This window comes from Aestuariimicrobium sp. p3-SID1156 (genome assembly GCF_025144225.1).
In the GTDB taxonomy this organism is placed as follows: Bacteria; Actinomycetota; Actinomycetes; order Propionibacteriales; family Propionibacteriaceae; genus Aestuariimicrobium.
Window position 1 is genome coordinate 39,270 of sequence record NZ_JALXXB010000005.1, and the last position, 25,161, is coordinate 64,430.

At 67.8% G+C, this 25,161-nt stretch carries 25 protein-coding genes, 1 tRNA gene and 1 pseudogene; 17 read left to right on the forward strand and 10 right to left on the reverse strand.

Annotated elements, in window-relative coordinates; genetic code table 11:
* The first annotated feature begins 60 nt into the window (after positions 1-60).
* From M3G03_RS07590 to M3G03_RS07600, 3 genes are read left to right on the forward strand one after another with little or no spacing between them, the layout of a single operon-like run.
* Positions 61-1,218, forward strand: a complete 1,158-nt coding sequence (locus M3G03_RS07590; protein WP_259809084.1) for a PDZ domain-containing protein — start codon at positions 61-63, stop codon at positions 1,216-1,218.
* Complete coding sequence (locus tag M3G03_RS07595) at positions 1,208-1,765, forward strand: PPA1309 family protein (protein ID WP_396121915.1); 558 nt, start codon at positions 1,208-1,210, stop codon at positions 1,763-1,765. The genes M3G03_RS07590 and M3G03_RS07595 overlap by 11 nt, the downstream gene beginning before the upstream one ends.
* Entirely contained in the window at positions 1,762-4,653 is a 2,892-nt protein-coding gene (locus M3G03_RS07600) for a UPF0182 family protein (protein ID WP_259809085.1), read from the forward strand. The genes M3G03_RS07595 and M3G03_RS07600 overlap by 4 nt, the downstream gene beginning before the upstream one ends.
* Before the next feature lie 55 nt (positions 4,654-4,708).
* Here M3G03_RS07600 and M3G03_RS07605 read toward each other — a convergent pair whose 3' ends face one another.
* Both M3G03_RS07605 and M3G03_RS12945 read right to left on the reverse strand, forming a co-directional pair.
* Positions 4,709-5,590, reverse strand: coding sequence for an insulinase family protein (locus M3G03_RS07605; RefSeq protein ID WP_311197515.1), 882 nt, complete (start codon positions 5,588-5,590; stop codon positions 4,709-4,711).
* Positions 5,591-5,667: 77 nt separating this feature from the next.
* A pseudogene (locus M3G03_RS12945) lies at positions 5,668-5,868 on the reverse strand (hypothetical protein); the annotation flags it as partial.
* On the opposite strand from M3G03_RS12945, the gene M3G03_RS07610 reads away from it, so the two are divergent.
* Positions 5,821-6,102 carry a hypothetical protein gene (locus M3G03_RS07610; RefSeq protein WP_259809086.1) on the forward strand — a complete coding sequence of 94 codons (282 nt, stop codon included), beginning with the start codon at positions 5,821-5,823 and terminating at the stop codon, positions 6,100-6,102. The pseudogene M3G03_RS12945 and the gene M3G03_RS07610 overlap by 48 nt on opposite strands.
* Here the strand turns inward: M3G03_RS07610 and M3G03_RS07615 are convergent.
* Together M3G03_RS07615 and M3G03_RS07620 are read right to left on the reverse strand one after the other, a co-directional pair.
* The gene (locus tag M3G03_RS07615) at positions 6,084-7,370 is read right to left on the reverse strand and encodes a pitrilysin family protein (protein ID WP_259809087.1); all 1,287 of its coding nucleotides are present in this window, start codon (positions 7,368-7,370) and stop codon (positions 6,084-6,086) included. The two genes, M3G03_RS07610 and M3G03_RS07615, sit on opposite strands and share 19 nt — an antisense overlap.
* Before the next feature lie 73 nt (positions 7,371-7,443).
* A tRNA-Met gene (locus tag M3G03_RS07620) sits at positions 7,444-7,517 on the reverse strand.
* 170 nt (positions 7,518-7,687) lie between these two features.
* Here M3G03_RS07620 and M3G03_RS07625 point away from each other — a divergent pair.
* From M3G03_RS07625 to M3G03_RS07655, 7 genes are read left to right on the forward strand one after another with little or no spacing between them, the layout of a single operon-like run.
* Complete coding sequence (locus tag M3G03_RS07625) at positions 7,688-9,217, forward strand: ABC transporter substrate-binding protein (RefSeq protein ID WP_259809088.1); 1,530 nt, start codon at positions 7,688-7,690, stop codon at positions 9,215-9,217.
* A gap of 1 nt (position 9,218) precedes the next feature.
* A complete protein-coding gene (locus M3G03_RS07630; protein WP_259809089.1) occupies positions 9,219-10,184 on the forward strand; it encodes an ABC transporter permease in 966 nt (321 codons plus the stop codon).
* Entirely contained in the window at positions 10,181-11,005 is an 825-nt protein-coding gene (locus M3G03_RS07635) for an ABC transporter permease (protein WP_259809090.1), read from the forward strand. The genes M3G03_RS07630 and M3G03_RS07635 overlap by 4 nt, the downstream gene beginning before the upstream one ends.
* Positions 11,002-11,823 (forward strand): ABC transporter ATP-binding protein, encoded by an 822-nt coding sequence (locus tag M3G03_RS07640; protein ID WP_259809091.1) that lies wholly within the window; start codon positions 11,002-11,004, stop codon positions 11,821-11,823. Before M3G03_RS07635 ends, M3G03_RS07640 begins: the two co-directional genes overlap by 4 nt.
* Complete coding sequence (locus M3G03_RS07645) at positions 11,820-12,638, forward strand: ABC transporter ATP-binding protein (protein ID WP_259809092.1); 819 nt, start codon at positions 11,820-11,822, stop codon at positions 12,636-12,638. The genes M3G03_RS07640 and M3G03_RS07645 overlap by 4 nt, the downstream gene beginning before the upstream one ends.
* Before the next feature lie 10 nt (positions 12,639-12,648).
* Positions 12,649-13,857, forward strand: a complete 1,209-nt coding sequence (serA, locus tag M3G03_RS07650) for a phosphoglycerate dehydrogenase (protein WP_259809093.1) — start codon at positions 12,649-12,651, stop codon at positions 13,855-13,857.
* A 56-nt stretch (positions 13,858-13,913) separates the two neighbouring features.
* Positions 13,914-15,842 carry a VCBS repeat-containing protein gene (locus tag M3G03_RS07655; protein ID WP_259809094.1) on the forward strand — a complete coding sequence of 643 codons (1,929 nt, stop codon included), beginning with the start codon at positions 13,914-13,916 and terminating at the stop codon, positions 15,840-15,842.
* A gap of 75 nt (positions 15,843-15,917) precedes the next feature.
* On the opposite strand, the gene M3G03_RS07660 is transcribed toward M3G03_RS07655, so the two are convergent.
* From M3G03_RS07660 to M3G03_RS07675, 4 genes are all read right to left on the reverse strand, one after another.
* Positions 15,918-16,709, reverse strand: a complete 792-nt coding sequence (locus M3G03_RS07660) for an inositol monophosphatase family protein (protein WP_259809095.1) — start codon at positions 16,707-16,709, stop codon at positions 15,918-15,920.
* A gap of 137 nt (positions 16,710-16,846) precedes the next feature.
* Positions 16,847-17,911 carry a ribosome small subunit-dependent GTPase A gene (rsgA, locus tag M3G03_RS07665; protein WP_259809096.1) on the reverse strand — a complete coding sequence of 355 codons (1,065 nt, stop codon included), beginning with the start codon at positions 17,909-17,911 and terminating at the stop codon, positions 16,847-16,849.
* A 13-nt stretch (positions 17,912-17,924) separates the two neighbouring features.
* Positions 17,925-19,250 (reverse strand): 3-phosphoshikimate 1-carboxyvinyltransferase, encoded by a 1,326-nt coding sequence (gene aroA, locus M3G03_RS07670; protein WP_259809097.1) that lies wholly within the window; start codon positions 19,248-19,250, stop codon positions 17,925-17,927.
* A gap of 22 nt (positions 19,251-19,272) precedes the next feature.
* Positions 19,273-19,857, reverse strand: coding sequence for a DoxX family protein (locus M3G03_RS07675; RefSeq protein ID WP_259809098.1), 585 nt, complete (start codon positions 19,855-19,857; stop codon positions 19,273-19,275).
* A 56-nt stretch (positions 19,858-19,913) separates the two neighbouring features.
* Between M3G03_RS07675 and M3G03_RS07680 the strand changes: the two genes are divergently transcribed.
* From M3G03_RS07680 to M3G03_RS07695, 4 genes are all read left to right on the forward strand, one after another.
* Positions 19,914-20,684, forward strand: coding sequence for an SOS response-associated peptidase (locus M3G03_RS07680; RefSeq protein ID WP_259809099.1), 771 nt, complete (start codon positions 19,914-19,916; stop codon positions 20,682-20,684).
* Positions 20,681-21,334, forward strand: coding sequence for an alpha/beta family hydrolase (locus M3G03_RS07685; RefSeq protein WP_259809100.1), 654 nt, complete (start codon positions 20,681-20,683; stop codon positions 21,332-21,334). Before M3G03_RS07680 ends, M3G03_RS07685 begins: the two co-directional genes overlap by 4 nt.
* Before the next feature lie 183 nt (positions 21,335-21,517).
* A complete protein-coding gene (locus M3G03_RS07690) occupies positions 21,518-22,141 on the forward strand; it encodes a sigma-70 family RNA polymerase sigma factor (RefSeq protein ID WP_259809101.1) in 624 nt (207 codons plus the stop codon).
* Entirely contained in the window at positions 22,138-22,437 is a 300-nt protein-coding gene (locus M3G03_RS07695) for a zf-HC2 domain-containing protein (RefSeq protein ID WP_259809102.1), read from the forward strand. Before M3G03_RS07690 ends, M3G03_RS07695 begins: the two co-directional genes overlap by 4 nt.
* Before the next feature lie 84 nt (positions 22,438-22,521).
* Here the strand turns inward: M3G03_RS07695 and M3G03_RS12950 are convergent, their stop codons facing one another.
* Positions 22,522-22,596 carry a 50S ribosomal protein bL37 gene (locus M3G03_RS12950; RefSeq protein ID WP_396121923.1) on the reverse strand — a complete coding sequence of 25 codons (75 nt, stop codon included), beginning with the start codon at positions 22,594-22,596 and terminating at the stop codon, positions 22,522-22,524.
* A 138-nt stretch (positions 22,597-22,734) separates the two neighbouring features.
* Here M3G03_RS12950 and M3G03_RS07700 point away from each other — a divergent pair, with 138 nt between their 5' ends.
* Complete coding sequence (locus tag M3G03_RS07700; protein WP_259809103.1) at positions 22,735-24,198, forward strand: sensor histidine kinase; 1,464 nt, start codon at positions 22,735-22,737, stop codon at positions 24,196-24,198.
* Between the two features lie 92 nt (positions 24,199-24,290).
* Here the strand turns inward: M3G03_RS07700 and M3G03_RS07705 are convergent, their stop codons facing one another.
* Positions 24,291-24,542: a WhiB family transcriptional regulator gene (locus tag M3G03_RS07705; protein WP_259809104.1), complete on the reverse strand. Its 252-nt coding sequence runs from the start codon at positions 24,540-24,542 to the stop codon at positions 24,291-24,293.
* 202 nt (positions 24,543-24,744) lie between these two features.
* Between M3G03_RS07705 and M3G03_RS07710 the strand changes: the two genes are divergently transcribed.
* The gene (locus tag M3G03_RS07710) at positions 24,745-25,158 is read left to right on the forward strand and encodes a hypothetical protein (RefSeq protein WP_259809105.1); all 414 of its coding nucleotides are present in this window, start codon (positions 24,745-24,747) and stop codon (positions 25,156-25,158) included.
* The last annotated feature ends 3 nt before the right edge of the window (positions 25,159-25,161 follow it).

Genomic DNA, 25,161 nt, shown 5'->3' on the forward strand with positions numbered 1-25,161 from the left:
CTTGGGCAAGACGGTAGGCTTCTGCCAGTTCTTGCCCCGTCCTTCGAGCCAGGAGACCAGGTGTCCACACGTGCCGTCTCGGCGACCTCGCCCGACACCGCGACACCGCTGTCCGCGGCGCCCCCTGCTGTCGCCGAGGGCGCCAGGCCGCGGCGCCGCTGGGTGTCGGCCCAGTCTCTGACGGCCATCGTCTCCTCGGTGGTCTTCTTCGTGTTGGTCATGGTGGTGGCGCTGGCTCCAGTGCCTTTCGTCTCCTGGTCGCCCGGACGGACGGTGAACCTGGCCGCCCCGGCCGAGAACGGTGCTGCGGCGATCAGCATCGAAGGGCTTCCCACCTACCCCCTGCGCGGTGAGCTCCGCATGACCACGGTGGCGGTCACGAGCGTGGACTCGCGGCTCGGCCTGCTGCAGGCCCTCGCCTCCCACCAGCTCAGCGGCCGGGATGTCCTGCCCCGCAGGAATGTCTACCCACCTGGCAAGTCCGTGACCCAGGTCAAGGCCGAGGAGATCCGCATGATGGACGACTCTCAGGCCCATGCCGTCATCGCCGCCCTTCGCGCGGCCGGGCAACCCGTGAGCGAGTTGCCCCGTATCGATGCGGTGAGCCTGTCCGGGCCCGCCCTCAACCGCCTCAAGCCAGGCGACCTGGTCACCGCCGTGGACGGCACCGCCGTCCATTCGCCCAAGGACGTCGCAGAGGCCATCCGCCGGCACAAGGTGGGGGCCGCGGTGGTTTTCACCATCCTGCGCAATGGACGCCAGGAGACCCAGACGGTCACCACCGTCGCCTCCCAGCAGAACGCGCTCCAGCCGGTCGTCGGAATCGAGCTGGGCATCGGCTACCAGTACACCCCGCGCGTGAGCTATGGCATCAACCCCTCCATCGTTGGGCCCAGCGCCGGGCTTGTCTTCGCCCTGGCCATCTACGACCTGATCACCCCCGATGACCTGCTGGCCGGACGAAAGGTCGCCGGAACCGGCTCCATCACCCCGGAGGGCGGTGTGCGCCCGATCGGTGGGTTGCAGGAGAAGATCCGCGGTGCGGAGAAGGCAGGCGCCCAGGTCTTCCTCGTACCGGCCGACAACTGCGCTGACCTGGTAGGCGTCCGAACGAAGATGGATCTGGTCAAGGTGTCGACGTTGCGCGATGCCATCACGGGGCTGCAGAAGCTCAAGAACTCACCTGACGGAACCGGAGTGCCTCGCTGTGAACGCTGAAGATCCCCGCTCGACCCCCGCGGCCCCTGCAGAACCGCAGGCGGAGGGCACCGATGCCCTGATCGCGGTGCTGATGGACATCGAGCGGCATGTCTCCGCGCAGGGCTGGGACCAGCCGGCACGCCTGTTCGCGCTGGTGCGCACCGACGAACTGATCCGCAACGAGCCCTCCCTTGCCGCCCACCTCGCCGTCGGCAATGAGGACGCCCTCAGTTCCATCGAGCAGGAGGATTTCCACGCTGGTGAGAACCCGCTGGAGACGCTGGCGCGCATCCAGTGGCCGGCCTCCGTCGCCGGATGCGCCATTGCCCTGGAACGCACCTTCCTGCCCTCGCAGTACGAGGCCGACCTGCCCCGCGATGACGAGGCGGCGGCCGCTGCTGTGGCGAACCATCCGCTCAAGCAGGACATCCGGGTCGTCGTGGGGGCGCTGCGCGATGGTTCGCGCCATGGTGTCGCTCGGCTGGTGAGCAATCCGGAGCACCTGCTCGGGGCCACCGACCTGGTGCCCAACCTGACCGAGGCCGTCGCAGGGACGCTGCGATGAGTTCAGCAAGCGCCCTGCGCAGCAGTGGCCGAGGGCAGGGCTGGCGCCGGTGGGCCCTGGGCATGGCGTTCCTGGTACTGGGCGGCTGGCTCATCAGCCTGGTCTGGACCGACTGGATGTGGTTCCGGTCACTTGGCATGGCGTCGGTCTACACCACCCGCTTGGGTACCTCGATCTCGCTCTTCCTGGTCTTCGGGCTCGTCATGGCCACCCTCATCGGCGCGAACGCGTGGCTCGCCATCCGGGTCAAACCGAAGGTCCGCCCGCGCGCGGACTCCCTCATGGTGGAGCGGTCCCGGGAACTGGTCGAGCGACGCACCCGAGTGATGATCCTGGTCCCGGCCGTGGTGATGGGCTTCTTCGGTGGCATCGCCGGAGCCACCCAGACCATGACCTGGCTGGCATGGCGTCACTCCACCCCCTTCGGCATTCGTGAGCCGTGGACCGGCCTGGACGTCAGCTTCTTCGTCTTCGACTACCCCTGGTACCGCTTTCTGGCCAGCTTTGCCTTCACCGCGATGCTCCTGGCCGCGATCCTCTCGACGATCCTGCACTTCATCCTGGGTGCCCTGCGCTCCATGGGAGCGGCGTCCCCCGGGGCCCGCGGGGGCAACCCGGTCCGCCCAGCCCAACCGTTCAGCCCCGCTGCCCAGACGCACCTGTCGACCCTGTTCGCGGTGTCGCTCGTCTTCTGGGCAGGTGGCCAGCTGCTTGATCGTTACGCCTATGCCATCGATGCGTCGGGCAGCTTCACCGGCGTCAGCTACACCGACCACCATGCCCGCATGAATGCACGGATGGTGATGGTCGCCATCGCCCTCCTGTGTGCAGCACTCTTCGCCATCAACGCCAAGGTGCGCCGCTGGTCGCTGGCGGGCCTGTCGATCGTCGTGATGCTCGTCACCTCGCTGGTGATCTCCGGTATCTACCCGGCAGTCCTGCAACAGATCTATGTGCGGCCCTCGGAGCAGGACAAGGAGAAGCCCTACATCGAGGCCCACCTTGCTGCCACACGGGAGGCCTTCGGTCTGGACAAGGTGAAGATCCAGCAGGGTTACACCGCCCGGACGACTGTCAGCGAGGGACAGTTGAAGACCGACGCCTCGGCCCTTCCCGCCATCAGGCTGATGGACCCCTCCCTGATCAGCCCGACCTTCGAGCACCTCCAGCAGGTGCGTGGGTACTATTCCTTCCCCTCGGTCCTCGATGTCGACCACTACGACATCGACGGCAAGCCGACCGACACGGTGCTGGCCGCCAGGGAGGTCGACGTCAAGAACATCTCCGACCAGTCCTGGAACAACCTGCACACCGTCTACACCCACGGCTACGGTCTGGTGGCCGCCTATGGCAGTCAGCAGCAGACCAATGGCGAGCCGGTGTGGATCGCTGGCGGCATCCCGGTCAAGGGGCCGCTGCCCAAGCATGAGCCGCGCATCTACTTCGGCGAGCTGGCCAGCCAGTACGTCGTCGTCGGAGCTCCCCAGGGCGTTGCACCGGTGGAGTTCGACCAGCCCACGGGGGCACAGTCCGGGGGCGACGCGACGAAGAACACCTACGCAGGCAAGGGGGGCGTCCCGATCGGGAACCTGTTCAGCAGGACTGCCCACGCCATTCGTTTCGGCGACGCGAACCTCCTGCTCAGCAACCGGGTCAATGAAGCGTCCAAGATCCTCTATGACAGGCAGCCGCTACAGCGCGTCCAGCGGGTCGCACCCTGGCTCACCTGGGACAAGGAGACCTATCCCGCGGTCGTCAACGGGCGCGTGGTCTGGATCGTCGACGGTTACACCTCGACAGCGAACTTCCCCAACTCCCAGCGCACTGACCTGCGCCAGGCCACCAGCGACGCGGTCAGCGACGTGATGCGTCAACAGCAGGACCGCACTGTCAACTACCTTCGCAACTCCGTCAAGGGGGTCGTGGACGCCTACGACGGCACCGTCACCCTCTACGCCTGGGACGAGAACGAACCGATCCTGCGGACCTGGATGCGGGTCTTCCCGGACACGGTCAAGCCGAAGTCGACCATCCCCCCGGAACTGTTGGGCCACCTGCGCTACCCCCAGGACCTGTTCAAGGTCCAGCGACAGTTGCTCACGCGGTACCACACCACCAACCCGCTGACCTGGATCCAGTCCACCGACGTCTGGCAGGTGCCCGAGGACCCGGTCAAGGGCAACAACAAGAAGGAACCGCCGTACTACCTGTCCATCAAGTGGCCGGGTGACAAGGAGCCCGTGTTCAGCCAGACGGCAACCTTCGTGCCCAGCGGGCGCGAGAACCTGCGTGCCTACATGGCCGTCAATGCGGACGCGGCCAGCGCCGACTACGGCACCATCCGCATCCTGCAGATGGATGACTCCAACCAGATCGCCGGACCCGGCCAGACGATGAATGCGATCGTCACCGACCCGGTGGTGGCCGAGAAGCTCCGGCCCTTCCTGAACCAGGGGTCGGCGGCCGCCATGTACGGCAACCTGATGACCCTGCCGCTGGGCGGGGGGCTGATGTACATCCTGCCGATCTACACCGAACGCCAGGCGGGGTCGGCGGGCTACCCGGCGTTGCAGTTCGTGGCGGTGCGCTTCGGGGAGCACGTGGGCATCGGCGAGACCCTGCAGCAGGCCCTGGACACCGTGTTCAAGGGCGATGCGGGGGCTGACACCGGCGAGGACGGCACCAAGCCGGAGACGCAGCCCACGCCGACCACGTCGCCCGCTGACAAGGACGCCCAGATCTCCAAGTTGCTCACGGACGCCGACGTCGCCTTCAAGGCTGCCGATCAGGCGCTGAAGCAGGGCAACCTGTCGGAGTACCAGAAGCAGGTCGGCATCGCCCGCGCCAAGGTGGGTGAAGCTGCCGCGCTGCAGAAGGGCAAGAGGTGAGCGATGCTTACAGGTCGCCTTGCGCCGAAGGCTGAGACTATTGCCGCCCTCAGCGTCACAACTCCATCGCGCTGACCTCGAACCCTGCGGCTTCCAGGGGCCCGTTCAGTTGGTCGGCATTGCCCACCACAACCAGATGGCCCCTGCCGCCGCCCAGGATGCGGCCAGCCGCCGCGCTGGCCGACTCGGCCGTGACCTGACGCAGGGCATCCCGGTGCCGGTTCACCTGCTCGGCGTCCATGCCTGCGGCAGCCAGCGAGGACGCCTGACCCACGATCGCCTCGGCAGTGTCATTGCGCAGCGGGGAGAGGCCGACCAGCTGGTTGGTGGCGTCGGTGATCTCCTCTTCGGTCAGTGGCCTGGTGGTCACGTCCAGGAGGGCCAGGGTCGCGGTCAATGCTTCGGCAGCCACCTCGGTGCGGATGTTGGCGTTCACTGTCCAGGTCCCGGCCTCACGCTGCGGGACGCTGGCGAGGTGGATGCCATAGGTGTAGCCACGCTCCTCGCGGATGACACGGTTGAGCCGGCTCAGGAAGGAACCGCCGATGGCCACGGAGGCGGCCTGCAGGCTTGCCCACTCCGGGTCGCGCCGGTCGATGCCGATCCCGCCCAGGCGCAGGTCGATCTGGACCGCATCCGGTCGATGGACCAGATGCACGGTGCTGGCATCACCCGGTCCGGCGAAGGCGGCCTCGCTCGAGGCAGCGTGGGCATCGGCAGCCGGCAGCCAGCCGCCGAACTCGCTGGCCACCAGCGGCATCGGGTCCTGGGCGAAGTCTCCACCCAGGACCAGCACCGATCCCTGCGGCCCCCACTGTCGCTCGTGGAAGTCAAGGACATCAGCCCGGGTGATCGCAGCGACCGTCGCGGGGGTACCACCGGCGGGGCGTGCGTTGCGCTGCCCTCCTGCCAGCGCACCTTCCGCAGGGCCATGGATGCGATGCCCGCGCCGGAGGCCAGGGTCTGTTCGATTTCGGCCATCCTGAGCGCGCGGTGGCGTTCGATGTCGTCCTCGGCGTAGTCAGGGCGCAAGATGATGTCGGCGAACAGTGGCAGCGCATCGCAGAATCGAGTTGCCGGCACATCGAGGCTGGAGGCGGTCACGGTGTGGGTGGTCCGACCAGAGTAGACCGCACCCACATTCTCCAGGAGCTGGGAGACCCGGCCATGGGGGTTCTGGATGGTGCCCTCATCGGAGGCGCGGAGGGCGAGCATGCCCACCCCTTCGACGCGCGGGTCCTCGGCGTCCAGCGCGATGGGCTGGACCAGGTCAACGGCGACCACGTGCTGGCCGGGCAGCTGGAAGAGCCACACCTCCAGACCGTTGTCCAGCTTCTCCACCCGTGGCGTCGGGAAGGTCCAGTCGCCCCCCAGACTCGGGGTGGGGCGGGGGCAGCGCGGGGGCTGGGTGGCCGTGGGGGTGGAGGTCATCAGTGGGCCTTCCGGTAGTTGAGGGCGGCGTGGCGCTCAGGGCTGAGCCAGGTCGAGACGGCGGCACGAATGTCGTCACCGGAGATCTCGGCATAGCTGGCCAGTACCCCGTTCACGCGCTGCGGGTCGCCGGCCAGGCTGGTCCAGTGGTTGATCTCATCGGCGCGGTCCGATGCCGAGGCGAGGTCGCTGAGCACCTGGCGCTCGAGCTGGGCATGGACGCGCTGGAGTTCCTCCTCGGTCGGTCCCTGCTCGCCCAATCGTCGGATTCCTTCGAGGGTGGCCTCGGCCAGTTCCTCGCTGGAACGACCTTCCCGGGTGTGGGTGCTCACCACGGCGAGGTTCGTCTCGCCGGCCAGCCCCATGGTTGCCCCCGAGACCGACTCGGCCAGCTCCTGGTCCATCACCAGCGCGCGGTGCAGCCTGCCACTCTGGCCCGCCGTCAGGATGTCCAGACCAAGGTCCAGGGCGCGGGTGGTGGCATCGTCCAGGGTGGGGATACGCCAGACCAGGTGGGTGGCATCGCGCGGAACCTGCCGTTCCAGTATCGCGGCGGGCGTCCCCTCGAAGGGATCGAGGCCGCCCGGACGCACGCGGGTGGGGGCGTCGACGGGAGGGATCTGCGCGAAATGCCGTTCAGTGAGTTCGATGGCCTGGTCGGTCGTGACGGCTCCAGCCAGCACCAGGACAGCGTTGGCGGGGGAGTAGTGGGTGGCATGGAAGGCCTGGACGTCCTCCAGCGAGGCGGCGTCCAGATCGGCCATCGAACCGATCGGAAGGTGACCGTAGGGGTGGTCGGAAGGGTAGGCCAGCTCGAAGAGCGCCTGGAAGGTGTCGCCATAGGGCACGTTGTCGTAGCGCTGGCGCTTCTCCTCCTTCACCACCTCGCGCTGGGTGTCCAGGTTGGTCTGGTCCACCTTGAGGAATTCCATGCGCTGGGCCTCGAGCCAGAGCGCCAGCTCGAGCGCCCCCGGGTGCACGGTCTCGAAGTAGTTGGTGCGATCGAAGCTGGTGGTGGCGTTGGCGGTGCCCCCGGCGGCCTGGATGGCCGACAGGTGTTCGCCTGTCTCGACCCCGGTCCAGGTGCCCTGGAACATGAGGTGCTCGAAGAGGTGTGCGAAACCCGTGCGGCGGGGCGCCTCGTCCCGCGAGCCGACCTGATACCACAGGTTCACGGTGACGCCGGGGCTCGCGGCATCCGGGTTCACCACCAGCCGAAGGCCGTTGGCCAGTCGATGTTCCTCGATGAGGTAGTGCAGTTGTGGTGCGGGGGCGCGCGAGCTCATGGGGTGCGAGTCTAGCCAGAATGATGGGGGAATGGCTGAGGGCCCCGACCGCATGGTCAGGGCCCTCAAGGAGTAGCGGGGACAGGATTTGAACCTGTGACCTCCGGGTTATGAGCCCGGCGAGCTACCGAGCTGCTCCACCCCGCGTCGGTGCTTGCACAACTATACAGACCTCGCCCTCCCAGGCAAAATCGGCTATCGTTCTGGTCACGAGAATCCCCGGGGCGGGGTCAGGAGACATCTTCCCCGTAGAATCGCCAGCGGCTGTCCGGGCCGCCCGGCAGCATCCCCACTGGTGGAACATGGAGAAGAACCGCATGCAATTGCCAGAGGTCACGCGACGCACCGTGCTGGGAGCGGGCACCGCCGCCCTCGCCCTCCCCACGCTCGCCGCCTGTCAGAAGTCCAACCTGCCCGGCTCCGATCCCGACGCGGAGCGCACGCTCGTCGTCGGCGCCTCCGATGAGCCGCAGACCATGGATCTCACCGCGAACGCCCAGGCCGCCATCCCCCAGGTACTGCTCTACAACGTGTACGAGACCATGGTTCGCATTGACTCCGAGGGCAAGCTGCGCCCCCTGCTGGCCACCGCCTGGACCATCAGTGAGGACCGCAAGACCTACCGCTTCACCCTCAACGAGCACGCCAAGTTCGCCAGCGGGACCAAGCTCGAGGCGGACGCCGTCGTCAAGAGCCTCGAGCTCTTCCGCAAGGAGGGCGTCGGCAACAAGGCTCAAGCTGCCAAGATGTCGGTCATCGAGTCCGTCAAGGCCGAGGACCCCCGCACCGTGGTGATCACTCTCAAGCGCCCCAGCATGCTGTGGCTCTACGACCTGGCGGGCACCGGCGGGGTCGTGATCGATCCGGCCGGCATGTCCACACTGGCCGAGAGGCCGATGGGGTCTGGTCCCTTCGTCTTTGACTCCCACCAGCGCGGCAGCTCCGTCACGCTCAAGCGGAACTCGGAATACTGGGGCACTCCCACCCGCATCGACGAGGTGACCTTCCGCTACTTCACCGACGCCAACGCGATGAACGGCGCCATGCTCGCGGGGGACCTGGACATCATCTCCGACCTCACTGCCCCCGAGTCGCTGGACCAGTTCACCGACACCAGCCGCTTCACCGTCATCGAGGGCACCACCAATGGCGAGGTCGTCCTGGGCATGAACCACAAGAACGCCGCGCTCGGCAAGAAGCAGGTTCGCCAGGCCATCTGCCATGCCATCGACCGGCAGGCCCTGGTCGACTCCGTCTGGGGTGGCAAGGGCACCATGATCGGCTCGATGGTCCCGCCCAGCGACCCCTGGTACGAGGACCTCTCCAAGACCTATCCGTTCGACCCGGCCAAGGCCAGGGAACTGCTCAAGGAGGCTGGGCACGCGACCGGGCTGAAGCTCAACTTCCGCGTCCCGGCGCTGCCGTACGGCCCCGGTGTGGGCAAGTTCGTCGCCAGTCAGCTCAAGGACGTGGGCATCGACGTGAGAGTCGAGGACATCGACTTCAACACCTGGATCAACGAGGTCTTCGTCGGCGGCAAGTACGACCTGACCGTGGTCGCGCACGTGGAACCCCGCGACATTGTCAGCTGGACCAACAAGGACTACTACTGGCACTACGACAACCCGGAGTTCAACCGCCTGATCGCCGAGGCCGACTCCTCAGACGAGGCCACGGGCATCGAGAAGATGAAGCAGGCTGCCCGGATCCTGGCCGAGGACGCTGCCGCTGACTTCCTGTGGCTCTTCCCGCGCCTGTGCATCACCAAGGCGTCGGTGCAGGGCATTCCGACCAACTCCACCGGTGTGAGCTTCGACCTCACCGGCGCGACGGTGCGGTCCAGCTGACGTGACGCTGCTGCGGCGGATTGCTGCCCGACTGGTCACCCTGCTCCTGAGCCTGGTGGCCAGTTCGCTGGTCGTCTTCCTGCTGCTGCAGGCATTGCCCGGCGACATGGCCCAGGTCATCCTGGGCACCAGTGCGACCCCTGAGGCGATCGCCGAGCTTCGCGAGGAACTCGGGTTGAACCGACCCTGGCCGGTTCGCTACCTGGAATGGCTGGGCGGGCTGGCCACCGGCAACCTCGGCATCTCGGCACTCTCCCAGAAGCCCATTGTTGACCTGATCGCGGCGCCCGTGGGCGTGACCATGTGGTTGGTCCTGTTCGGCAGCATCGTCTCGCTGGTACTGGCCCTTCCGCTGGGGCTGTGGTCGGCCATGCGACGCCGCCACGTCGACGGTGTGGCCGTGAATGCCCTGAGCCACTTGGGCATGGCAATCCCCGCCTTCCTGGCGGGCCTGCTGCTGACCGCCCTGTTCGCCGTCACGCTCCGCTGGTTGCCGGCGAACGGGTACGTGCCGCTCTCGCGCGACCCCTACCAGTGGGCCAGGCACCTCATCCTGCCCTCGCTGGCGCTGGGCATCGTCCAGGGGGCGATGTTCACCCGCTATGTCCGTTCCGCCTTCGTGGAGGTCCTCGGTGAGGACTACCTGCGGACGGCTCGTTCAGTGGGGTGGACGCGGCTGGGCGCCGTGCTGCGCCACGGTGTCCGCCCGGCCGGCCTGCAGCTGGTGACCGTCCTGGGCCTGCAGTTGGTCAGCCTGCTGGTGGGGGCGATCGTGATCGAACAGGTCTTCGTGCTGCCCGGTCTCGGGTCGGAGCTGTTCAAGGCGGTGCAGCGCCGCGACCTGCTCGAGGTCCAGGGCGTGGTCATGCTGCTGGTCGCGGCCGTGCTGGTGATGAACACGCTCATGGAGGTCTGCTACCTGTTGCTCGACCCGCGGCTGCGCCATCCGGTGGGTGGTGGCCGATGAGCCGTTCGCTCAGGGAGGTCACGCTGTGGTCAGGGCTGGTCCTGGTCGGAATGATCGTCCTCACTGCCCTGGTCGCCATGGTGTGGACGCCCTTTGACCCGATTCGGGTCACCCCCGAGCGACTGGCTCCGATGTCCTCGCGGCACTGGTTGGGCACGGATGCCTATGGCATCGACATCCTCAGCCAGTTGATGTCGGGTGCGCGGACCTGCCTGCTGGTTGGCATGGTGTCGGTGGCCATCGCCGCCCTGGTCGGCATCCCGCTCGGCCTGGTCATCGGTATCGGAGGGGATCGCTGGTGGGCCAGGCTACTGCTGCGGATCAGCGACATGCTCTACGCGCTGCCGGCCCTCCTGCTCGCGATCCTGCTGGCAGCCGCCCTGGGGGCCTCGACCACCACCGCGATGGCAGCCATCGGCATTGCGACGATCCCCGTCTTCGTCCGCATGACGCGGGCGGGGACGATGCAGGTCATGACGCGCGACTACGTCGCGTCCGCCCGGGTGTCGGGCATCGGCTGGCCGGCGATCGCCTGGCAGCACATCCTGCCCAATGTGGCGCCCCTGTTGGGGGTCCAGGCGTCGGTCAGCTTCGCGACCGCGATCCTGGCCGAGGCCGCACTGTCCTACCTGGGCCTGTCGACCCCCTCCACCACCCCGACCTGGGGACGCATGATCAACGAGGCGCAGCGTGCGATCTACACCAGCCCCGAATTGACCGTGTGGCCGGCGCTGGCCATCGGCATGGCGGTCCTGGGATTCAACCTGCTCGGTGATGGCCTGCGGGACCGACTCGACCCCCTCCTCAAGGAGGTCTCATGAGCAGGCGGCTGCTGGAGGTGCGCGACCTCCACGTCTCCTTCGGGCGTTCGCGCACCGTGGGGGTCGACGAGGTCAGCCTGAGCCTGGCGGCTGGTGAGCGGCTGGGCGTCATCGGCGAGTCAGGATCCGGCAAGTCGGTCACTGCGCTGGCCGTGATGGGTCTGCTGCCGGAGAATGCTCGCCCCCGTGGATCCGTCCGCTGGAAGGGGATCGAATTGCTGGGCATGCCGGAACGCCGGCTGGCGCGCCTGCGCGGGACCCAGCTGTCCATGGTCTTCCAGGAACCGCTGACCGCGCTCGACCCCACGATGAAGGCGGGCCGTCAGGTCGCCGAGGTGTTGCGGCTGCACCGGATGTCGCGGGGGGACACCCAGGAGCGGGTGGTCAGCATGCTGGGCAGGGTCGGCCTGTCCGAACCCGAGCGTATCGCCGACTCCTACCCCCACCAGCTGTCCGGGGGGCAGCGGCAGCGCGTCCTGATGGCGATGGCCCTGGTCAACCGCCCAGAGCTTGTCATCTGCGACGAACCCACCACCGCCCTGGACGTGACGGTCCAGAAGCGTGTCCTCGACACCCTCGACCACCAGCTGGCTGAGTCGGGTGCCGCCTGCCTGTTCATCAGCCATGACCTGGCCGTCGTCAGTCGCATGGCCCACCGCCTGGTCGTGATGCGCCACGGTCGGGTCGTCGAAGCGGGCAGCACTCAGCAGGTGCTCACCGACCCGCAGCATCCCTACACCCGGGGGTTGATCGCGACCGCAGACCTGGCTGCCGTCGTCCCCGGCGAACGCCTGCCCGTGCTGGAGGACTTCGCATGAGCCTGTTCAGCCTGCGCGGAGTCAGCCGCGAGTACGTGCGCGAGGGGCGCACCACCCGGGCACTGGATGACGTCAGCCTCGACATCGAGGAAGGCACACAGCTCGGCATCGTGGGGGAGTCCGGTTCGGGCAAGACCACCCTGATCCGGATGCTGACCGCCCTCGACCAGCCCACACGCGGACACGTGCTCTTCCGGGGCAAGCCGGTGGCGTCTCGGGAAGCACGACCCGTGCTGCGTTCCCAGGTGCAGGTCGTCTTCCAGGACCCCCGCAGCTCCCTGGACCCGCGCATGACGGTGCGCCGGATCGTCACCGAACCCCTGCGCAGCCACCTGCTGCGCGGACGGTCCGACATTCCCGCCGATGCCCACGCGCGATTCGACGACGTGATGGACGCGGTGGGCCTGGACCCGGAGATGGGTTCGCGCTACCCGCATGAGTTCTCCGGGGGGCAGCGCCAGCGCATCGCGATCGCACGCGCCCTGGCGCCCAAGCCCAGCGTACTGATTGCCGATGAGCCGGTCTCCGCACTGGATGTCTCGGTGCGTGCCCAGGTACTCAACACCCTCACCGGACTGGTGCGTTCCCAGGACCTGACGCTGATCGTGGTCAGCCACGACCTGGGCGTGATCCGACATGTCTGCGAGCAGGTGGTGGTGGTGAGGCGGGGTCGCATCGTCGAGCGTGGGGGTGCCGTCGAGGTCTTCGCCAACCCGCAACAGTCCTACACCCGTGAGCTGGTCCAGGCGATGCCGGTGCTGCCCGGGAGGACAAGCATGCGGACAGGAGAGGGTGCGGCGTCCGCCGAGGTCTAGAGTGGCCCGAGTGAAGGCCCTCCTGCTTGAGAACATCCATTCCGAAGGCGTCCGCGTGCTGCGTGAGGCCGGCTTCGAGGTCGAGACCCGTCCCGGTGCACTCGGCGAGGACGACCTCATCGAAGCGTTGGAGGGAGTGGACGTCCTGGGCATCCGCTCGACCACCCACCTGACCGATCGGGTGCTCGAGGCGCGCGGCGACACGCTGCGGGCCGTGGGTGCCTTCTGCATCGGCACCAACCAGATCGACCTGGCCTCGGCCGCGGCGCATGGAGTGGCCGCCTTCAACGCCCCCTACAGCAACACTCGCTCGGTGGTGGAGCTGGCAATGGCCGAGATCATCGTGCTCGCCCGCCGCCTCACCGATCGCAATGCCAGCATGCACGCCGGCATCTGGGACAAGTCAGCCAAGGGCGCCCACGAGGTCCGCGGCCGCACGCTGGGCATCGTCGGCTACGGCAACATCGGCTCCCAGCTCTCGGTCGTGGCCGAAGCCCTGGGCATGCGGGTCAGCTTCTACGACGTCGCCGACAAGCTCGCCCTGGGCAATGCCCGACGGGTCGACACCCTGGAGGAGCTGCTCGCCACCTGCGAAACGATCTCCCTCCACGTGGACGGGCGCCCCAGCAACAAGAACCTCTTCGGTGCCCGCGAGTTCGCGATGATGCGGCCGCGATCGATCTTCCTGAACCTGTGCCGCGGTGTGGTCGTCGACCACCACGCCCTGGTGGGGGCCCTGCGCAGCGGACATGTGGCCGGCGCTGCTGTGGACGTCTTCCCGAACGAGCCCAAGAACGCCGGGGACCCCTTCCACAGCGAACTGCAGGGCATCGACAACGTGATCCTCACCCCTCACATCGGCGGTTCGACCCAGGAGGCACAGGAGGACATCGGCCGCTTCGTCGCCACCAAGCTGGCCGACTACGTCACCACGGGCTCCACCCTGATGAGCGTGAACCTGCCCCCGGTCGGCCCGGGGGAGTCCGGTGGGGTGCGCGTGGTTCACCTGCACAAGAATGTTCCCGGTGTCATGGCACGCCTGAACCAGATCTTCAGCGACCACGGCGCCAATGTCGTCTCCCAGACGCTGGGGACCAGGGGTCAGCTCGGCTACGCGGTCACCGACATCCAGCTTGCCGACCATGATCGGGCCCCCGACGTGGAGCAGGAAATCCGGCAGCTGGAGGCCACCGTGAAGGTTCGCGTACTGGCCTCCTGATGTGATGGGCTGGGCAGGGTCAGCCCGGTTCTGCCGGGATCCCCGGAAGGAGTCCCATGTCCATCACTCGTCGGGTGCTCGCACTCGGCCTCGCGACAGCCTGCACCGTCTCGCTGGCTCCCACCGCCAAGGCCGAGTCCACTCGCACCACAACCCTGCTCTGCCATGACGTCGGTCAGGTTCGCGTGGAGGTCACCGGAGACCTGGCCCGCGGTGGCCAGGCCAAAGTCATCGGCTCCGGTCCGGTGCAGCTGACCGGCCTCCCGGGCCTGACCGGGCGGGAGGCATCTGGCGCCGCCGTGGTCGTCAAGCCGACCGGCGTCGGCGTGCTGTGCACGGGCGAGGCCATTCATGGCAAGCGTCTGGACGCCGTGCTGCCTGCCTCCCGGGTTCCCCACGGTCGTGGGGGCAGCGTGGTGGATGGTCAGCTGACCTTCACTGCCACGGTGGACGAGGCCCGAGTGCTCTCCACGGCGTCCACCCGCCGCGTGCAGCCAGCCGCCCTCGCGAATGACCCGGCCGGCTATGGACCCGTGACCAGCTTCCCCTATGCGAAGGAACTGAACGCCTACATGGCGGGGCGCCCGGGCAACACCACCGTCGCCTACCGCAAGGCCGGGACGAGCACGATCATGGTCGGTACCCGCGGCAGCGCCACCAATGTGACCGCCAGCATCGTCAAGGTCGGAATCATGGCCACCGTGATGCGTCGCGCCCAGGAGGCCGGTCGTGGACTGACCGCGTGGGAGAAGTCGCAACTGGTGCCGATGATTCGCCAGTCGGACAACGCGGCGGCGTCCAACCTGTGGAACTCGATCGGTGGGGGACCGGCCATGGGACGCGTGCTCGGGCTGATGGGACTGCGCTCGACGACCCCCGGGCCGGGTGGGTACTGGGGGTTGACCGTCACCAATGCCCCCGACCAGGTCGTCCTGGTCGACCACTTCGCGCGACGCAACCCGGTGCTCAACGACTCGATGCGCCAGTACGGGCTGTCGCTGATGTACGGTGCGTCCAGCTGGGGCGTGACGGCGGGCCCGGGCAGGATCTACATCAAGAACGGCTGGCTGCCCCGCACCGATGGTTGGCACGTCAACTCGATCGGCCACGTGCCGAACAGCTATTCCATCGCTGTACTGACCCACGCGAACACCAGCCAGGCCACCCAGACCACGACGATCGAGGGCGTCTCTCGGATCGTGTACAAGCATCGCAATGACACCAACGCCCCCGCCCCCAGCGGAGTGCGCGGGGACTGGAACGGCGACGGCCGCGCGGATGTCCTCGGTACGAAGGCTGGTTACCTGTGGGTCTTCCCCAATCGCAGCGGGGAGCTCAAGGAGCCCTACCGCATCGGTGGCGGGGGCTGGGGAGCCATCACCTGGATGGGCAGCCCCGGAGATGTCAACGGTGATGGCCGCGCAGACCTCCTTGCCCGTGACAAGGACGGCAACCTCACCCTGTACTGGGGCACCAGCAGCGGCGTGGTGACCAAGGGACGCGTGGGGCACGGCTGGAATGGCATCAGCGCCATCATCACTCCCGGCGACTTCGACGGGGACGGGCGTCCCGAGCTGCTGGGCCGTACGGCCACCAACGAGCTCTACCTCTACACGATCGCCAAGAACGGCACCATGCGCCGGGCCCAGCGCGTGGGCCATGGCTGGGGCGAGATGAAGTTCATCGTGGGTGTCTCCCACCTGAACAATGACAAGTACGGGGACGTGGTGGGTGTCGACGACCAGGGGCGGATGTTCGGGTACACCTCAACCGGTGCAGCGCTGCGTGGCATTGGTCAGGTGGGCCATGGCTGGGCCCAGCAGATGCTGGCCGGCCCGGGCGACCTCTCCGGCGATGGCAGGTCAGATCTGGTGCGTCTGAACAATGGCGTCCTGACCTCGTACACGGTGGATGGTGCCGGGCATGTCTACACCATGTCCACCAACCCGGCGGCGCGCGCTGAGGGATTCGCCCTCCTCGCCTGAGGCACCAGCTCACCCGCTCTGGAGCTGACGATGGGGGAGGGCCGGTCCGGGGAAACCCGGGCCGGCCCTCGCGGATCAGGCTTCGGGGGCCAGTCGTTCGACGAGTTCGTCGTGGAGCAGGCCGTTGCTGGCGATGGCGCCCGGTCCACGGACGCCGGCATGGCCGTCGATGTTGGTGAACTGGCCGCCGGCCTCGCGGACGATGATGTCGAGGGCGGCCATGTCGTGGAGGGCGAGGTCAGGTTCCATGGCGCAGTCCACAGCTCCCTCGGCGACCAGCATGTAGCTCCAGAAGTCGCCGTAGGCGCGGGTTCGCCAGCAGTCTCGCAGGAGGTTGACGAAACCCTGGCCGCGGCCCGAGGAGATCCAGCCGTTCAGCGAGGAGTAGCTCAGCGAGGCGTCTTCGACGCTGCCCACCTTCGAGACGTGGATCTGCTGGCCACGCAGCAGGGTGGTGCCGGTCCAGGCTCCCGCTCCCTCGTGCGCCCACCAGCGCCGATTCAGGGCAGGCGCGGAGACGACGGAGGCGACGATGCGATCGTCGACGCTGAGGGCGATGAGGCTGGCCCAGACGGGAACACCGCGGACGAAGTTCCGGGTGCCGTCGATGGGGTCGATGATCCACCGACGAGGTCCCCACCCGGTGTCCTCGCCCTCCTCGCCATGCACCGCATCACGAGGACGCGCCTTCTTGAGGGTGGCGCGCAGGGCCTCCTCGACGTCGACATCGGCGTCGGTGACCTCGGTCATGTCCGGCTTCGTGGAGACCCTGAGGTCCTGCGCCCTGAACCGCTTCATCGTGATGGAGTCGGCATTGTCGGCCAGCACGTGGGCCAGGCGCAGGTCATCGGTGAAGTCGGGAGCCATGATCCGAGCGTATCCGCTCCCCGCTGCCCGGGAACGGAGCAGACACGCCGTGCCCGGGGGAGCACCTGCCCCAGTAGCGCGGGCAAGGACCGGAAGTCGAGCGGGTCGGGCAGGGTGGGGCGAAGGCGGGAGGGAGGTCAGCGAGCTTCGCGGTCGCGCTCCTTCTCGCGCTCCCACTCCTCGCGCCCGGCGTTCTCCATGCGGCGGAAGGACTCCAGCCGCGAGGCCGGGACGTCTCCACGCGCGACTGCCGCGTCCAGACCACATTCAGGGGACGTGGAGCGGTGCTGGCAGGCGCGCGGGCAGTCCTCGGCCCACTGGGCGAGGTCAGGGAAGGCGGCCAACACCGTCTCCGGCTTCACGTGCGAAAGCCCGAAGGACCGAACGCCAGGAGTGTCGATGACCCAGCCGGAACCCTCGGGCAGCTGCAGCGCAATCGCCGAGGTGGAGGTGTGGCGTCCGCGTCCGGTGACGTCGTTGACATTGCCGACGGCGCGGTCGATGCCCGGGATCAGCGCGTTCACCAGGGTTGACTTGCCCACTCCCGAATGGCCGACGAGAACGGTCACGTGCTCGTCCAGCAGCTCGCGCACCGGCTCGAGGTCGGCTCCGGGCTCAGTCACCACGACCGGCACGTCCAGGGGCTCATAGGCGGCTCGCAACTCGTCAGGGCTGGCCAGGTCAGACTTTGTCAGGCACAGGATGGGGGAGATACCCGCCTCGTACGCGGCGACCAGGATTCGGTCGATCATGCCGACTCGCGGCGGGGGGTCGGCCAGTGCGGTGACGATCATGAGCTGGTCCGCATTGGCCACGATCGGACGCTCCCAGGGATCGTCGTCGTCAGCGGTTCGCCGCAGCACCGACGTGCGCTCCTGCACCTCCACGATGCGCGCCAGGGTGCCCTCGTCACCGGAGACATCGCCGTCCAACCGCACGCCGTCACCGACGATGGCGGCCTTGCGCCCGAGCTGGCGGGCCTTCGTGGCGGTCACCATCACCAGCGGATCAAGCGCATCACCCTCCTCGTCGGTGAGCGCGCAGCGGAAGCGACCGCGGTCCACCGTGATGACGCGACCCAGCGGCAATTCTGAATAGTCGGGTCGGTCCTTGGTGCGGGGCCGGGTGCGCCGCTTGGGTCGGTCGAAGGTGCGGTCGTCGTCAGCGTCGAAGGTGCGACCGGCGATTCCACGCATCCTCATCGAGCCACCCCGCTCACGTGAGCATCCCTTGCCAGAGGCCGGGGAAATCGGCCATCGTCTTGGTGGTGCAGGCGATGTCGTCGACGCGCAGGTCCTCCACGAGCAAACCCATCAGGGCGCCGGCGTGCGCCATCCGGTGGTCGGCGTAGGAGTTCCACACCGCGCCCTTCAGCCCCCTGAACCCTCGTCCGCGGATGACCAGGCCGTCCTCGGTCTCCTCGACCTCCACGCCGATGCGGCCCAGCTCCGTGGTCAGGGCGGCGAGACGATCGGTTTCGTGCCCGCGGATGTGCGCCACGCCGGTGATGCGGGTCTCCCCCTCGGCCAGGGCCGCCAGGGCAGCCACCACGGGGGTCAGTTCACTGGACGCGTGCAGGTCGACCTCGCCCAGCGCGTTCAGCACACCGGTTCCGTTGACCTCCAAGGAGTCGCCGACCAGGTCCACCGACGCACCGGCCCGGCGCAGCAGCTCCACGATGGCCGCCCCGCCCTGGGTGGTCTGCTCCGGCCATCCGGGGACACGCACAGTCCCGCGGGTGACGGTGGCAGCCGCCAGGAAGACAGCCGCGCTGGTCAGGTCAGGCTCCACCCGCGCGTCCACGGCAGCGATCGGCCCCGGTGCCACGACCCAGGTGTTCTCATCGGGGGTCTGGACGTCGACACCGCGTGCCCGCAACATGCTGACGGTCATGTCCAGATGCGGACGGGAAGGGATGCTTGCCCCGGCCTCAGCAGGAACGTGCGTCAGTTCCACCCCTTCGGGAAGTCTCGCCGCCACCAACAGCAGGGCGGAGACGAACTGGCTCGAACCGGACGAGTCGATGCGCACCGAACGCCCGGACAGGCCTGCGGTCGCGTCCTGGGTGAACGGGATGCCCGTGGCGCCGCCCTCGAGCGCAACGCCCAGCTGGGCCAGGCCGTCCAGCAGCGGCTCCATCGGACGCTGGGAGGCATGCCGGTCGCCGACGAAGCTCGTGCGTCCACCATTGAGCGCAGCCACCGGAGGCACGAAACGCATCACTGTGCCAGCCAGGCCGCAATCGATCGCGGCCGCCGGCACGCAGAACTCCGACGGGGGCGTCACACGCCAGACACTCTCGTCCCCCGCGAGCCCCTCGTCGTCGATGACCACGCCCAGCTGCCGCAGAGCCCCCAGCATCAGGTCGGAGTCCCGGCTGACCAGCCCGCCCATGATCCTGGTCGGACCCGCTGCCAGGGCGGCGAGCACCAGAGCCCGGTTGGTCTCGGACTTGGAGCCCGGCACGTTGACGACGGCATCACAGACGAAGTCGGCCCCCACGCAGGGGGCCGACCATGGCTGTTGCGACAAAGTCCTCATGGAAGAAGACCCTAGCGAGGAATCAGTGGGAGACAGCGGACCCGATCTGCTTTCGAGCCTTCTTGAGTTCCTTCTTGGCCTTGCGGTTCAGCTTCTCGGCGTCCTTGGAGATGGCCTTGCCCTGCTTGTCAGCCGAGCGGGCGAGTCGCCGGGAGGCGTTCGAGGCACGCCAGCCGAGGCTGGGCTGGCCCTCGGTGTCGTTGGCGGCGAGCAGCGTCGCACCCAGCAGGGCGACATTGCGCATCAGCTTGGCCCGGTTGGCGCGACGCTCCTCGGAGTTGGTGGCCTTGGAGGTCACCGAGGCACCCACGTGCGGGAGCATGCTCGCGGCCAGGGCAGTGGCGCCCGCACGACGGCCGAAGCCGAAGGCGAAGGCGAGACCACCCAGGACCTGGGCGACCCCGGTGGCCTGCACCAGGGTGCGGGTCTCCTGGGGAACATAGGCGGCATACTGCGCAGGCGCGGCCTTTTGTGCGAGGGGGACGACGCGACGGGCGATCGGTTCGGCGGCCTCGACCTGCTCGTCGGGCTTGGTGACGGCCTTGATGCCCTCGGTGACGAAGTAGCTGGCCAGCATGGCCCTGCCGGCAAATCGGATGAGACTCATGCTCCATTCCTACCGCGTGCGCGCGTCATCCGCAGCCGTCGGCGACAATTGGTCACATGTGCGGACGCTATGCGGCCTCCCGCCACCGGGACCAGCTGGTGGAGGTCTTCGAGGTGGATGAGGTCGTCGAGGCCGACCCTGCTGCCGGGCGCACCGGCTGGGACCAGCCGCGGTGGAACATCGCGCCCACCGACGAGGTGGCAGCCATTGTCGAGCGTGCCCATGAGGACGCCAAGCCGGTCCGCAAGCTGGTCGGCCTGCACTGGGGGTTGGTCCCGAGCTGGTCGAAGGACTCGAGCGGTTCGGCGCGCATGATCAATGCCCGCCTCGAGACCGTCGCCGAGAAGCCCAGCTTTCGCAAGGCCTTTCGATCGCGGCGATGCCTGATCCCCGCGGATGGCTACTACGAGTGGTACTCCTCGCCCGACCAGGGCAGAGGCGCCAGCAGCGACAGCCCGAGGGGGCGCACGCCCAAGCAACCCTTCTTCATCCATCCCACCGGCACCGACCTGATGGCGATGGCCGGTATCTACGAGTTCTGGAAGTCCCCGCAGGGGGAGTGGCTCAGCAGCTGCGCCATCATCACCACTGGGGCCACCGACGACCTCGGCCGCATCCACGATCGGATGCCGGTCCAGGTGGAATCCGCCCACTGGGATGCCTGGCTCGACCCGGCGATCACCGACGCCGAGGCCGCGCTGGCGCTGGCACATGTGCCCACACCGGGCCAAATGACCGCCTACCCAGTGAGTCGTCTGGTCAGCAATGTCCGCAATGACGGGCCCGAACTCATCCAGCCGCTGGCCTTCGAGGAGGAGCGTCCATGAACACCCTCGTGACGGTCGACACCCCGCAGGGCCCGGGCCACTGGCTGATGTCACCCACTGTGAGGACGCCCAGAGCGGTGCTGCTGCTCGGTCATGGCGCCGGGGGAGGGATTGACGGTATCGACCTGGTCGCCTGCGCCGAGCTCCTGCCCGCCCACGGCATCACCGTCGCCCGCTTCGACCAGCCCTGGCACGTCGCCGGCAAGAAGGTCGCCAGCCGGCCCGCCGCGCTGGACGAGGCCTGGCTGGCAGGCGTCCGGGCATTGCGCGAGCAGGTGGACCTGGGGGAGGGGGTCCCGCTGGTGCTGGGTGGCCATTCCGCGGGCGCGAGGGTCGCCTGCCGTACGGCCACCGAACTGGGCGCCGACCAGGTCCTCTGCCTGTCCTTCCCGCTGCACCCACCGGGTGAGCCGTCGAAGTCACGTGTCGATGAATTGCTCCTGCCCACCGTGCCGGTGCATGTCATCCAGGGGGCCCGTGACCCCTTCGGTACGCCGGAGGAGGTGCGCGCGGCTGCTGGCCAGAGCATCACCGTCACCGAAGTCGACGCCGCAGCGCATGACCTGAAGGTCGCAGCCCGTGTACGTTCGGCTGCCGAACATCGGCAGTTGCTCGCCGACCTGGTCCTGGAGGTGCTCGCGCTGGGCTGAGGGCATGGGCCCAGGGCATGGGTTCAGGGCATCCGGAAGCGGGTTGGCGGGAATACTCCCCCGTCCCATGGTGTTGACCCCGACATGACCACCTGTTGTGCACCGCCGGACGTTCCCCTCCGCCGGGGTGGATTCGCGGTCCGGAACGATGACCCCTTGCACGATTCGGTAGGCTCGCTCCTTGTGGAGATCGATCCGGCGACCGAGAGCCCGGCGGCACGTGCCGCCCGGTTCGAGCGTGACGCAATGGAATACCTCGACCAGCTGTACGGCGCTGCCCTGCGCATGACGCGCAACCCGGCCGATGCCGAGGACATCGTGCAGGAGACCTACGCGAAGGCCTACGCCTCCTTCGAACAGTTCACGCCGGGCACCAACCTCAAGGCCTGGCTCTACCGCATCCTCACCAATACCTACATCAACAGCTACCGCAAGGCCCAGCGCCAGCCCAAGATCGGCGGGGACGGGGAGCTGGAGGACTGGCAGCTCGCCTCGGCGGCGGAGCACTCCTCGACGGGTCTGCGCTCCGCCGAGGTCGAGGCCCTTGACGCGATGCCCGACCAGGTCGTCGTGGACGCGCTCAACCGACTCTCCCCCGACTTCCGGGAGGCGGTGTACCTGGCTGATGTCGACGGTTTCAGTTACAAGGAGATCGCCGAGATCATGGGCACACCCATGGGCACCGTGATGAGCCGCATCAACCGAGGACGCAAGCAGCTTCGCGAGATGCTGGTGGACCATGCCGCCAGCATGGGCATCGGTCCCGCAGCAGGTGTGGGGGCCGCGAGTGTGGGGGCTTCGCGATGACCCTGCACAACGTTCACAGCCACCACGGTGGAGAAGAACCCGAACTGCACCACGCCTGTCTCGACGCGCTCTCGCGCATCCAGGAGTTCCTGCACCACGAGCTCGACGACACCACCGCCGACGTCATCCGCGAGCACCTGGCTGCCTGCGAGTCCTGTCTGGACATCTTCGAAGTGGAGAACGCGATCGCTGGCCTCATCCGTCGCTGCAATCCCTCACCGCCCTGCCCCGGCGACCTGCGCGCGAAGATCAGCAGCATGCACGTGCAGGTGACCCACATCCGCTTCGAGTCCTGACCCCAGGACCCGTCCGCCGTCGAGAACAGCAACAGGCCCATTCCGCGAAGGGAATGGGCCTGTCAGGTTCTCGGGCGAGACGGCTCAGGCGTTGGGACGCTTGCCGTGGTTCGCACCGTTCTTCCTGCGCGCCTTGCGCTTGCGTCCACGCTTGCTCATGGGAGCCTCCCAGGTGTCCGGTGATGGAGGTGCCGCGACTGCGACACGACGCTCCATTCTGCCAGACGGGCTTGCCGTGCGCGAAACCCATCACCGGCGAACCGCGTCGCGTCCGCGGGCGACCCTAGACTGGCCTGCATGTCTATGCTGTCCCAGGCCATGCTTGACCACACCACACTGGACCCTTCGGATGAGCAGTGGCTGCGTGGATTTGTCAACGAATGGCAGATGCTGGCCGACACCTCCTTCTCCGACCTGATCCTGTGGGTGGTGGATGCTGACGACTCCATCTTCTGGGCCGCCGCCCAGACCCGACCCTCCACCGGCCCCACCGCCCTGGAGGAGGACGTGGTGGGTGACAACATCAGTTATGACGCCGAACACCTGGTCACCGAGGCCTACCTGTCCGAAAGCATCTGCGAGACCAGCGACAACCAGCTGCGGTCCGGTATCCCGGTTGACGTCTGGGCCATCCCGATCATCCGCCGCGAGCGCGTCATCGCCGTGGTCGAGCGGCACACCAACCGCATGGGCGTGCGTGCCCCCGGCGCCCTGGAGGACGCCTACCTGGAGACCGCCGACATCCTCTCGGTGATGGCCTGGAATGCCACCTACCCCGTCTCTCCGCCCTCGGACCCCTCCACCTCCCCCCAGGTTGGGGACGGGATGGTGCTGGTCACCCAGTCAGGAACCATCTCCTATGCGACACCCAATGCCATCTCCGCCTTCCGTCGCATGGGCTGGGGAGGGGACATGGAGGGCGAGGACCTGCGACAGGTGATGCTGGAGATCCAGGCCACCCACCCCCAGATCGGGCAGACGGTGGTCAGCGACATGACCGGCCACCACGTCCAGGAGTTCGAGGTCGAGACCCGCGATGCCTCGATGCGGGTACGCGTCATTCCGCTGGCCGGCATGGAGGGCCCGATCGGCACGATGGTGCTCTGTCGCGACTCCACCGAACTTCGCCACCGCGACCGGGCCCTGGTCACCAAGGATGCGACGATCCGCGAGATCCACCACCGGGTGAAGAACAACCTCCAGACAGTGGCGGCCCTGCTGCGCCTACAGGCCCGGCGCATCGAGTCCGAGGAGGCGCGCAATGCCCTCAAGGATGCGATGGGCCGCGTCCAGGCGATCGCCGTCGTCCACGAGACACTTGCGCGGACCTTTGACGAGGACGTCCCCTTCGACGATGTCGCCGACCGGATCCTGCGGATGGTGGGAGACCTGGCCGCCGCCGACGTCGGCGTGCAAGCCCGGCGTCAGGGCTCCTTCGGACTGATCCCGGCCTCACGGGCAACCTCGCTGGCAGTGGTGATGACTGAGCTGTGCCAGAACGCCGTCGAGCATGGTTTGGAGCGCAAGGCGGGCCTGATCACGGTGGTGCCGACGCGGCGGATGGGGGAGTCAGGGGAAGTGCTTGAGGTGGCCGTGGTTGACCATGGCCGTGGCCTGGTCGATCCGCAGGCCGTTGGCTCGAAGAGCCTGGGGCTGTCGATCGTCCGCACCCTGGTGGATGACATGGGTGGGAACTTCGAGCTGCGCAACAACGAGGGGACATCAGGGGCCCGTGCGGTCGTCACCATCCCGCTGACTTGAGCCAGCTACGGGACCCGAGCAGCACAGCGCCCCCGAACCCGGCTCGGTGTTCGATGGGCGGGGGCGAGAGGGGGAGCGTGGAGGTGGGACGCTCAGGAGTTGCGCAGCCGACTACGGGCCTGACGGCGCTTCATGGCGCGGCGCTCGTCCTCGCTGAGACCGCCCCAGACGCCATGGTCCTGCCCGGCCTCGAGGGCCCAGGAGAGGCAGGCTTCACGCACTTCGCAGCGCTGGCAGACCTTCTTGGCCTCCTCGATCTGCAGGAGGGCAGGCCCGGTGTTGCCGATGGGGAAGAACAGTTCGGGGTCTTCCGTCAGGCAGGCGGCCTTGTGGCGCCAGTCCATGGATGGACACTCCAATCATTCGATGTGGGTTCTCAGGGCGCCACGCGCCCCAGCATGCCCTTCGCGCTGTTCTCAGGGCAACCAAAGTAGTTTAGTTCTCATCACCCCTGCGGATCAAGGGTTGTCAAGGCGTGGTTCCTTGGGTGTTCCAAGCCCGGTGGCCGGAACGACGCTCCGGGCGCCTGCCGACTACAGTAGTCGGGTGCCCGCCGACCTGTCCGAAGTTTCGACCACCTCGTCCAGTGACCCCGCCGAACGACCGCTTCAACTCGCGGTCCTGCTGGTGGGCCTCGCCGGCGCTGGACTCGCCGCCGTGGGGCTCGCGGCCATGCTGCAGTTCCACGGGCGCTTCAGCCTGGGCGTGGGCCTGATGCTCGTGCTCTACGGGCTCGGCGTCATGGCAGCGGCGTGGCTCGGGCACAAGCGCCATCTGCTTGCCTTCGGGGCGATGATGTCGGCCACCCTGCTGCACATCGCCGTGATCGCCTCGACCGCACAGGGGAGTCGTGCCACCTGGCTGTGGTGGTTGGAGATCCCACTCGTGGTCACCCTGGTCTGCCTGCTGATGCCCTCAAGCCTGCGGGCCCTGGGACGGCTGCCCCGCACGGAGGAGTGATCA